Raw genomic sequence first — 5,578 nt, 5'->3', positions numbered from 1 at the left:
GCCCCGGCACGCTGGAGCAGCTGCAGGGCGGCTTTGATTCCACCCTCAAGCTGCTGCTGGCGCTGCTGGGCGGTGCAGCGCTGTCCCGGATGGAACCTCCCTCTTAAGCACGATCAAGCTCCTGCGCTCACGGCTTAGGCCGCAACACCAGCCAAACAATCAGCAGCATGCTGCCGGTGCTCACCAGCGTAAAAATCCAATCGGCGTAGGGAGTCCAGGGCATCCATCAAGCCTGCCTCCACCGGATACCCCTCGGAGAAGAGGCTGAGCGCCATGCCAAACATGGCTGCTCAGGCCTTGAAGTCTTCAACACGTCTGTGGATCTACCTGTTCACGTGTCCTGAGGGAAACCACAGCTCAGGCGTCTGATGCCAGAGAGGTAGTGACCCCCTGATCGCATGTGGCCGGTAGAGCAACCCTGGGTTTCTACCCTGCTGCAATGGCCCCAGACCTCAAGCACCCCGCCACTGGCGATCGGATCGTGTTGGCCGATGGTGAGCAGCTTTGGCGGATCGGCTGGCCTGGTGCGCCGGTCCTGGTCGTCACCAAGAAAGGACCAGACGGCAAAGCCCTCTACCGACTGGCTGATCCCAAATGCAAAACCTGGAACAAGGTGGGGGACATGAAGCTGGTTCCCTGGCCAGAAGCAGGCAGCTGAGCCAGACCACCTCGCCAGGAGTAGAACAGCCGTACTGCTGCTTCCACTGGTTTGATGTTGGCTGACCTGCCTATTGGCGAGCCTGTGCCCTTCTGCTTGGGTTCATTGGGTGAGGGCTTGGATCTCCAGGCCGCCCTGATTCCCAACCCGGTCTGCACCTTCTACATGTGGGCCAGCGGCAATGGCATGCGCCAGCACGGGATCAACGACGGCGATCTGATGGTGATCGACCGCAGTGTGGAACCCTGCTCAGGCCATGTCGTCGTCGTTGCCCACCAGGGCAGCTTCTTGATGCGGCCGCTCTTGCGTCAGGGGGAGCAGTGGTTGCTTGAACCGGTGCGGCCAGGAGAGGCAGCAATTCCTTTGGACCTGGAGGTCTTTGATCGCTCAGGCCTCTTTGGCGTGGTGGTGCATGCGGTGCATCACCTGGAGTGAGCAGCCTATGGAGAAGGGGAAATCACCCTGGGGGTATCCCTGTTGATGGGCGAGACCAGCAGCTTGTCGACCCGCTTGTCATCCATATCCACCACCTCGAAGCGGTAGCCCTGCCACTCGAAATGGTCGGCTTCGCGGGGGATGCGCTCGAGCACATGCATCACAAACCCGGCCAGGGTGTGATATCGGCCCTTCTGATCAATGCGGAAGATGTCCTGGTCGATCAGCTCAGCAAAAGCGTCGAGATCCAGGCCGCCGTCGACAAGCAACGATCCGTCTTCGCGGGTCACCACCATGGGTCCGTCTCTATCTTCAACCGAGGGCAGGTCGCCAACAATGCCCTCCATAAGGTCATTGAGAGTGACAAGACCCTCGATCCCGCCGAACTCATCGGTGACCAGGGCAATGTGAATACCAGTGCGCTTGAATTGCTCGAGGACCGATAGAGCCCGGGTGCTTTCGGCCATGAACAGTGGCGGCTGCATCAGTTCTTCGAGGTTGATCGACTGGCCGGTGATCTTTGCCGACAACAAATTGCGGACCCGCACCACCCCCAAGCAGTCATCGAGAGTGCCCCTGGCCACCGGAAAACGGGAATGGGTGCTCTCGAGGATTTCCTGCAGGCTCGTTTCCAGCGACTCCTCGACATCGAGCCAGCAGATGTCAGTGCGAGGGGTCATCAACGTCTTGATGGTGCGATCACCAAGGCGCAGAACGCGCTGAACCATGTCGTGCTCGACCTCTTCGAACACGCCCGAATCAGCGCCCTGACGAATTATCGCCTTGATCTCGTCCTCGGTGATATCAGGTTCGCTGGTGGTGGAAACCCCCAGCAACTTCATCAGGGCTTCGGTCGAATTGCTGAGCAGATGAACAACCGGACCGCTGGCCCGCGACAGCCAGCGCATGCTGGGTGCCATGGCGCAGGCCAGACGCTCGGGACTGGCCAGGGCCAGGCGCTTGGGCACCAGCTCGCCGATCACAACCGACAGGTAGGTGATCACGGCCACCACCAGCGCAAAGCTCAGCCCTTCGCTGTAAGGCGCCAGCACAGGCAGGCGTTCCAGCAGGGAATCGAGCTGGCGAGTAACGGTGGCACCACCGACCGCACCGGTGAGGATGCCGATCAGGGTGATGCCGATCTGAACCGTGGACAGAAACTGATTCGGCGACTCGGCCAGTCTCAGCGCCACCCGGGCTGAGCGGTCTCCCTTCTCGGAGAGTTGTTCCAGCCGATAACGGCGTGCCGAAATGATTGCGATCTCAGCGCCGGAGAACAGACCGTTGGCCACGATCAACAGCAGGATGATCAGGATGTCCTGCGCCAAGAAGGGGATCGGTCCGGAAGGCACCCCAAATTAAGACCGTTACCAGCTTGGATGCCTGCGATGCATCACCACCCCAAGCCAGGCATTGAGGTCCAGCGGCTCTGGCCCTGCCCGGGGGCAGAGTGGAGCCGATACAAATTCCCCTCCGGCCCAGCCACAATCAGTTCGAGCTGCGCGCGGCGATCATGCAGATCAGGCCGTTGAGCTAAGGCCTAGGGAGCTGCCAGGCGGCTTTGAATCCACCCCGAACCTTTTGCTGGGGTTACTGGGGGGTGCATCACGGCGCCGGCTGAAGGGATTAAGCAGCCGCACCCCGCAGCCAGCTAAGTCATCGACGTTGGGCGTCACCACGGTGAGGTCGTGCAGCAGGGCGATGGCAGCGATCTGTTTGTCGATGGCGTTGTGAGGATTGGGCACCCGCAGTCGCCCCCAGATCTGGGCCGCATCGCCATCAAGGTCCAGCACCCGATCGCCGTAGGTCTGCGACGACTCAGCTAGCCACTGCTCCAGCAGCTTGGCTTGCGGTTGATCCCCCCGGTGGCGAATGAACTCCACTCCGCGGCGCAGCTCACCAATGGTGATGGCGGCTAGAAACAGCGGGGTGTTGTCGCGGGCTGCAGCAGCCCAGAAGTCCTGCACACCCGCATCAGCGCGGCGGCCCTTACGGGCCTCGCTGATCACGTTGGTGTCAATCAAAAACATCAGCCGCCGCACGTTGATCGTCACGGCGCTGGAAATCGGCGTCCACACCGACTTCCGGCATGGCAGCCAGTAATTGAGCCAGATTCCGCCGCGGTGGGGTCAGCAGAGCAGCGGCAAGGATGGCCCGCAGTTCCGCTTCCTGGCTGCGGCCATGGGCACCAGCACGCTTCTTGAGCGCCTGGACCAGGTCGTCATCGACGCCGCACACCAATAGATCAGGCATGGCTGCATAACAGCACTGATAGCAGTGCTATCGCCATTGGCGCCATTGATCCGGTATAGCCAGCAGCTGAACGGTCAGTTCCGCAAGGAGAGCTTGCGCAGGTTCTCTCCAGTTTGAGGCACTCCTGACGTCGGACCTCCGCTGGGATCGGTCCCGTCGCCGCGCCACACCTGGCACCGAATTCCATGGCCACCTCTGCTGGTACATCAAATGGGGCTGGGGGGGCCCTATGACGATGCCATTCCTATGCACTAGCAACCCGGGCTGAATTGCAAGTCACGCCTAAAAAGACTAGCCAGCGGCACATACAAACAAAATCTCAGGCCCAATGGCCTTAGCCAGCAGGCGATGGAGCAACGCATCAGGGACTACCTGCCTGGCTATCAATCCACCACAGCAGAGACAGGAAACGCGCAAACCAAGCGGAGTCACGAAATGCTGACACAACTCTCCAGTGGGTCACGGTCAAAAGAGTGTTGAGGCATGGTTGACGCTGCCTCCTGATTTCGGGATTATGGCGGCGGCATCTTGGTTTTGATTCAACGCCGTTGTTTGGGTTGGCTCAATCCTCAATCTCCCAATTTCTACTATTAAATGTCTTCATTTCGTTTCGCTTGCTCGCCATTGCTACTGGCCGCTACGCCCTTGCTGCCCTTTGCTGCCCTTGCACCCGCATCGGCCAATGAGCTGGCCTCTCTGAATAGTCGTGATTCCATCAACGGCTACATGGAGCAGCAAGAAATTGACGAGCTCAAGGCCTGGCGCTCTCGCAATCAGGTCACCAGTGTCAACCAGTTCTCCGACGTAAGGCCTACCGACTGGGCCTACCAGGCACTTAGCAACCTAGTGGAGACATACGGATGTGTGGCGGGCTACCCCAACGGCACCTACAAGGGCGGGCAGGCGATGACCCGCTATGAAGCGGCTGCTCTACTGAATGCCTGCCTCGATCGCGTCACCGAGGTGACCGACGAGCTGCAACGGCTGATGGATGAGTTCAAAAAAGAACTCGCCGTGCTCAAGGGCCGCGTCGATGGCCTCGAGGCCAAGGTGGGCACATTGGAAGCCCAGCAGTTCTCCACTACCACCAAGCTTTCGGGGCTTGCGACGTTTGTCGTAGGGGGAGTGGGATACGACGGTAGTGCATACAATTCGGCGGCAAATACGGTGAGCCGACGCACCGGAGCTCCGGTCACGGGGGTCGCCGAGAATGTCACATTTAACTACGATCTTCAGCTGACTTTAGATACAAGCTTCACCGGAAAAGACTTACTTCGTACTAATCTTCGTGCTGGCAATTTTGGCAGAAGTGCCTTTGGTGGAGAGCCCCACGGCATTGGTAATTCCGCCGAATTAGAGGTTGCCTTTGAAGAGGATGCTGGCCCAAATATTGTCGCCATCGACAAGCTGTTTTACCAATTCCCCATTGGCAAACAATTCACAGCCACGGTGGGGGCCCGTGTGGGGCAGGAAGACATGCTGGCTCTTTGGCCCAGCGTATACCCTGCTGACACCATCTTAAACCTCTTTACCGTTAATGGTGCTCCAGCTGCCTATAGCAAGAATCTTGGCGCCGGAGCTGGCCTGTGGTGGCAAAACAATGGCTTGAGCGTAAGTGCAAACTATGTTTCAGCCCTTGGCTCGGATTCAACAAATGGGCTCTTCACGTCTGAGTCTGGTGGCACCGCTAGTGTGCAAGTCGGTTATCAACAAGAACAATGGGGCCTGGCTGCGATATGGTCCTATGTGCAACCGCTCACCCAGTTTGTACCAGGCACCACTCCAACTGTTCATAGCTCCATTGACCACGGGGAAAAAGTTGGTGCTGAAACCAATGCCTTCGGCGTAAGTGCATTTTGGCAGCCACTCGAAAGTGGCTGGATACCTTCCGTGAGTCTGGGCTGGGGGATCAACACCACAACCTATGGAGTACAAACGGTTGGTAGGCCCAGCGTCAGCCAATCCTGGATGGTGGGACTGCAGTGGACTGATGTGTTCGCCAAAGGCAATGACTTTGGCTTTGCAGTCGGACAGGCTGTCTTTGCTACATCAATGACTGGCGGTGTAAACCCAGAAGATGGTAATTATGCATTGGAAGGTTGGTATAAGTTCCAAGTCACTGATAAGATCAGCATTACACCTGCCCTATTTTATCTTAGCCGGCCGATGGGGCAAAGAACGCCAACTGGGCAAGGCTTCAGCTCACTTGGGGCCCTAGTCAAAACGACGTTT

The 5,578-nt window shown here is 58.5% G+C and carries 7 protein-coding genes; 3 read left to right on the top strand and 4 right to left on the bottom strand.

Annotated elements, in window-relative coordinates; genetic code table 11:
• Positions 1-134: 134 nt before the first annotated feature.
• Positions 135-284: a hypothetical protein gene (locus KBY74_RS13280; protein ID WP_254943108.1), complete on the bottom strand. Its 150-nt coding sequence runs from the start codon at positions 282-284 to the stop codon at positions 135-137.
• 155 nt (positions 285-439) lie between these two features.
• Between KBY74_RS13280 and KBY74_RS13275 the strand changes: the two genes are divergently transcribed.
• A complete protein-coding gene (locus tag KBY74_RS13275; RefSeq protein ID WP_254943107.1) occupies positions 440-658 on the top strand; it encodes a hypothetical protein in 219 nt (72 codons plus the stop codon).
• Between the two features lie 54 nt (positions 659-712).
• Entirely contained in the window at positions 713-1,093 is a 381-nt protein-coding gene (locus KBY74_RS13270; RefSeq protein ID WP_254943106.1) for a LexA family transcriptional regulator, read from the top strand.
• Between the two features lie 5 nt (positions 1,094-1,098).
• Here the strand turns inward: KBY74_RS13270 and KBY74_RS13265 are convergent, their stop codons facing one another.
• The 3 genes from KBY74_RS13265 to KBY74_RS13255 all read right to left on the bottom strand — a co-directional run bounded on the left by KBY74_RS13265 (position 1,099) and on the right by KBY74_RS13255 (position 3,346).
• Positions 1,099-2,421 carry a hemolysin family protein gene (locus KBY74_RS13265; RefSeq protein WP_254943105.1) on the bottom strand — a complete coding sequence of 441 codons (1,323 nt, stop codon included), beginning with the start codon at positions 2,419-2,421 and terminating at the stop codon, positions 1,099-1,101.
• Positions 2,422-2,613: 192 nt separating this feature from the next.
• Complete coding sequence (locus tag KBY74_RS13260; RefSeq protein WP_254943104.1) at positions 2,614-3,147, bottom strand: type II toxin-antitoxin system VapC family toxin; 534 nt, start codon at positions 3,145-3,147, stop codon at positions 2,614-2,616.
• A complete protein-coding gene (locus tag KBY74_RS13255) occupies positions 3,110-3,346 on the bottom strand; it encodes a FitA-like ribbon-helix-helix domain-containing protein (protein ID WP_254943103.1) in 237 nt (78 codons plus the stop codon). The genes KBY74_RS13260 and KBY74_RS13255 overlap by 38 nt, the downstream gene beginning before the upstream one ends.
• A gap of 594 nt (positions 3,347-3,940) precedes the next feature.
• On the opposite strand from KBY74_RS13255, the gene KBY74_RS13250 reads away from it, so the two are divergent.
• The coding region (locus tag KBY74_RS13250; RefSeq protein WP_396123197.1) for an iron uptake porin at positions 3,941-5,578 on the top strand (1,638 nt) is incomplete at its 3' end.

It is taken from the genome of Cyanobium sp. A1C-AMD, from assembly GCF_024346495.1.
Taxonomy (GTDB): Bacteria; Cyanobacteriota; Cyanobacteriia; order PCC-6307; family Cyanobiaceae; genus Cyanobium_A; species Cyanobium_A usitatum.
The sequence above is the reverse complement of the archived record's forward strand: the minus strand, read 5'-3'. Positions and strand labels throughout refer to the sequence as shown.

Coding starts and splice junctions, on each gene's coding strand:
- KBY74_RS13280 (WP_254943108.1), bottom strand. CDS start 284: ATGTTTGGCATGGCGCTCAGCCTCTTCTCCGAGGGGTATCCGGTGGAG.
- KBY74_RS13275 (WP_254943107.1), top strand. CDS start 440: ATGGCCCCAGACCTCAAGCACCCCGCCACTGGCGATCGGATCGTGTTG.
- KBY74_RS13255 (WP_254943103.1), bottom strand. CDS start 3,346: ATGCCTGATCTATTGGTGTGCGGCGTCGATGACGACCTGGTCCAGGCG.
- KBY74_RS13270 (WP_254943106.1), top strand. CDS start 713: ATGTTGGCTGACCTGCCTATTGGCGAGCCTGTGCCCTTCTGCTTGGGT.